Genomic DNA, 4,102 nt, shown 5'->3' on the forward strand with positions numbered 1-4,102 from the left:
CACCGGGGGTCTGCCCCGCGTGGCGGAACTGTTCGAGGCCCGTCGTCCGAAGGATCACGCGATCATCGCGGAAACCGACGGCTATGTCCGCTTCGGCAAGGACTACAAGTCCAAGCGCCGGATCACGGTCGAGCCGGTGGATGAAACGCTGCAGGCGATCGAGTACATGATCCCGAAAGGCAAGCACATTCCCGTCCAGGAAGGTGACTTCGTCCAGAAGGGCGACTACATCATGGACGGCAACCCGGCTCCGCACGACATCCTGCGGATCATGGGGATCGAGGCGCTGGCGAACTACATGATCGACGAAGTGCAGGACGTCTATCGCCTGCAAGGCGTGAAGATCAACGACAAGCACATCGAGGTCATCGTTCGCCAGATGCTGCAGAAGTTCGAGATCCTCGACAGCGGGGACACGACGCTCCTGAAGGGCGAACAGGTCGAGAAGATCGAGCTTGACGAAGAGAACGCCAAGGCCAACGCCCGTGGCGGCCGCGAGGCGAAAGCCGAGCCGGTCCTCCTCGGGATCACCAAGGCGTCGCTGCAAACCCGCAGCTTCATCTCGGCGGCCTCGTTCCAGGAAACCACGCGGGTCCTCACCGAGGCTTCGGTGCAGGGCAAGCGCGACAAGCTCCTGGGGCTGAAGGAAAACGTCATCGTTGGTCGGTTGATCCCGGCCGGGACCGGTGGCGCGACCAGCCGCGTCAAGAAGATCGCCGCCGACCGCGACCACACGGTCATCGAAGCACGCCGGTCGGAGGCCGAAGAAGCCGCCGCCCTGGCAGCCCCGATGGCGGTGATGGAACCGGAACTGGACGACGTCTTCGATGCAGGCCTCGTCGACACGATCGAAAGCCGCGACTAGGACGCACGGGTTTCGGGAAAGACATCAGCCCCCGCCGGTCGCAGGACCGGCGGGGGTTTTCTGTTGGGCTCCAGCTTGCGACCGGCGGCTTTTCGGACTATCTTACCTATGTCTTACCATGAGGGATCTGCCATGCCTGCGTCCAACCCGCCGATCACGACCCTCTCGACCAAGGGTCAGGTGATCCTGCCCAAGGCGATCCGGCAGGCCCGGCACTGGGACACTGGAACCCGGCTGATCGTGGAAGAAACCCCCGATGGCGTGCTTCTGAAACCCGCGCCTGCGTTCCCGGCGACGCAAGCGGAAGAAGTCTTCGGGATGCTGAAACACCGGGGCCCCGCGAAATCCATCGAGGAGATGGATGCCGCCGTACTGGCCGAAGCCCGCCGCCGCCATGATCGCGATTGATACGAACATTGTCGTTCGCTTCCTGACTGGCGACAACGCCGAGCAATCTGCGCGCGCGCAGGCCCTGATCGACGGCCAGCAGGTCTTCCTGTCCGTCACGGTTGCGCTGGAAACCGACTGGGTGCTGCGCAGCGCCTATGGTTTTCGCCCTTCCGAAGTGATCCACGCCCTCCGCGCCTTTGGCGGTTTGCCCACCGTGACCGTGGAAGACGCCGAGGCCGTTGCCCGCGCCCTCGACATGGCCGAAGCCGGACTGGACTTCGCCGATGCCCTCCACCTCACGCGCGCTGCGCAGTGCACGGCTTTCGCCACATTTGACCACCGTCTTCTTCGCAGAGCGGGCAGCACTGGCCCTGTCCAAGTTACCGAACCCTGAAGAGTGCTGTGGGCCGGCCGAATTCCCCGACTTCCTCGACCGCTCCGGTGAAACTGGGACTTGAACCGTGACGTCGTCGCTACCACCTGCATCAGAGCGTCTGGGATTCGACATGAAAATCGCTTCATCATTGATCGCGTGCGCCGCTTTCATCCTCGCTGGAGCGCTTTATGAAGCCCTTGGACCCGGGGGCGCACTACTGGGCCTTGCACTGTGGCCGGTCGGATGGGTCATTCTCGTGAACTTGCGCGCGCATTGGTCCGGCGTCGACGACGAGCCGGATTGATATAGGCGGTCGAACGAAAGTATCGCAAAACGACTGTGGCCAAACCTTTCCACCCGGTTAACGCCCGCGCCTAACCACTTGATTCCAAACGCTCCGAAAATCTGTCCACCGTGGACACTTCCCCTTCCCCCCGCCGCCTGATACCCAAGGACGGACAGGGAAGGACCCCCGAATTGCCGATCTCCGAGAACCTCCGCGGCATCCTCCTGATGTGCGCCTCGATGGCCGCCTTCACGATCAACGACACCTTCATGAAGTCGGTCACCCAGACCCTGCCGCTGTTCCAGACCATCGGCCTGCGCGGCCTGATCGCGGTCGTGGGCCTCGCCATCCTCGCCCTCGCAACCCGGGCCTTCACCTTCCGCCCGAACCGACGCGACGCCGGGCTGATCCTCCTCCGCTCCCTCGCCGACATCGCCGCCACGATCTTCTTTCTCGAAGCCCTCCTCCACATGCCGCTCGCCAACCTCTCCGCCATCCTGCAGGCGCTGCCGCTCGCCATCACGCTCGGCGCGGCGTTGGTTTTCGGCGACCGGATCGGTTGGCGTCGGATGACGGCGATCCTCGCTGGCCTGGTTGGCGTCCTGATCATCATCCGCCCGGGGACCGAAGGCTTCGACCGCTGGTCGCTCCTCGGCCTCGCCTCGGTCGCCTGTGTCGTGGTCCGCGACCTCTCGGTCCGACCGCTGCATGGGGCTGTCCCCTCCGCCCTCGTCGCCCTCGGCGCGGCCGTCGCCGTCACCCTCATGGGCTGGACCGGCACCGCCTTCCAGGGCTGGCAGACCCCTTCCGCATGGGAGGCCGTCCGCATCCTCGGCGCGGGGCTGTTCCTGATCGTCGGCTACCTCTCTTCGGTCGCCGCCATGCGGCACGGCGATATCGGCCTCGTCGCCCCGTTCCGCTACACCTCGCTCCTCTGGGCCATCGCCCTCGGCTTCCTCGTCTTCGGCAACCTCCCCGATTTCTGGACCCTGATTGGCGCCGCCATCGTCGTCGCGGCGGGTCTCTTCACCCTGTGGCGCGAACGGCAACTCCGCCGCCGGACCGCCTAGCCCGCAGGGCAGGGGGCGATGTTGACACCCCCCGCGATTCCTCCTATACGCCCGCCAACCCGAACTCCGGTCGCGACCGGACAAGGGGTCTAGAGCGCTTGAAGTGGTCATGATCCGGGCCTGAACCGCCCCGATCCTCTGGAATTCCACCGCGTCATCTCCCGAAAGGGCGATGGGTGCGGTGTTCGTGTTTTGCGATTCGCGCAAGGCACGGTCGAGAAGCGGCGCCTCCAACGGCTAGGGAGGCGAGTATCGAAACGAGGAACGTGAATGCCGACGATTCAACAGCTGATCCGGAAACCCCGGGAAGCAGCGCCGCGGAAGTCCAAGTCGCAGCACCTGGAATCCTGCCCGCAAAAGCGTGGGGTTTGCACCCGCGTCTACACCACCACCCCGAAGAAGCCGAACTCGGCCATGCGGAAAGTCGCCAAGGTGCGCCTGACCAACGGCTTCGAGGTCATCTCCTACATCCCCGGCGAAAAGCACAACCTTCAGGAACACTCTGTCGTCCTGATCCGTGGCGGCCGGGTAAAGGACCTTCCGGGTGTGCGTTACCACATCCTCCGCGGCGTTCTGGACACCCAGGGCGTGAAAGAACGTCGTCAGCGTCGTTCGAAATACGGCGCCAAGCGTCCGAAGTGAGGAGATAACAGATGTCCCGTCGTCACGCCGCCGAGAAGCGCGAAATCCTGCCCGATGCCAAGTTCGGCGACCGGGTGGTCACCAAGTTCATGAACAACCTGATGCTCGACGGCAAGAAATCCGTCGCCGAGTCGATCGTCTACGGCGCGCTTGACCGCGTCCAGACCCGCCTGAAGCGTCCCGCCGTCGAAGCCTTCCACGAAGCGCTCGACAACGTGAAGCCCTCGGTCGAGGTCCGCTCGCGCCGCGTCGGCGGTGCGACCTACCAGGTCCCCGTCGAGGTCCGCACCGAGCGTCGCGAAGCCCTGGCGATCCGCTGGCTGATCACCGCCGCCCGCAAGCGCAACGAGAACACCATGGAAGAGCGTCTGGCCGCCGAACTGGCCGATGCCGTGCAGAACCGCGGCACCGCCGTGAAGAAGCGCGAAGACACCCACAAGATGGCCGACGCGAACAAAGCGTTCAGCCACTAT

General features: G+C 64.5%; 5 protein-coding genes and 1 pseudogene. All 6 read left to right on the forward strand.

Annotated elements, in window-relative coordinates; all coding sequences use genetic code 11:
• Nucleotides 1-865: pseudogene (locus JNL31_RS03265) on the forward strand (DNA-directed RNA polymerase subunit beta'); the annotation flags it as partial.
• A gap of 132 nt (nucleotides 866-997) precedes the next feature.
• Complete coding sequence (locus JNL31_RS03270; RefSeq protein ID WP_294969911.1) at nucleotides 998-1,273, forward strand: AbrB/MazE/SpoVT family DNA-binding domain-containing protein; 276 nt, start codon at nucleotides 998-1,000, stop codon at nucleotides 1,271-1,273.
• The gene (locus JNL31_RS03275; RefSeq protein ID WP_294969914.1) at nucleotides 1,260-1,649 is read left to right on the forward strand and encodes a type II toxin-antitoxin system VapC family toxin; all 390 of its coding nucleotides are present in this window, start codon (nucleotides 1,260-1,262) and stop codon (nucleotides 1,647-1,649) included. Before JNL31_RS03270 ends, JNL31_RS03275 begins: the two co-directional genes overlap by 14 nt.
• A 459-nt stretch (nucleotides 1,650-2,108) precedes the next feature.
• Entirely contained in the window at nucleotides 2,109-2,987 is an 879-nt protein-coding gene (locus tag JNL31_RS03280; protein ID WP_294969917.1) for a DMT family transporter, read from the forward strand.
• A 270-nt stretch (nucleotides 2,988-3,257) separates the two neighbouring features.
• Nucleotides 3,258-3,629: a 30S ribosomal protein S12 gene (gene rpsL / locus JNL31_RS03285; protein WP_125325006.1), complete on the forward strand. Its 372-nt coding sequence runs from the start codon at nucleotides 3,258-3,260 to the stop codon at nucleotides 3,627-3,629.
• An 11-nt stretch (nucleotides 3,630-3,640) separates the two neighbouring features.
• Nucleotides 3,641-4,102 (forward strand): 30S ribosomal protein S7 (gene rpsG, locus JNL31_RS03290; RefSeq protein WP_294969923.1); only part of this gene is annotated, 462 nt, incomplete at its 3' end.

The organism is Tabrizicola sp., from assembly GCF_016792905.1.
In the GTDB taxonomy this organism is placed as follows: domain Bacteria; phylum Pseudomonadota; class Alphaproteobacteria; order Rhodobacterales; family Rhodobacteraceae; genus Tabrizicola.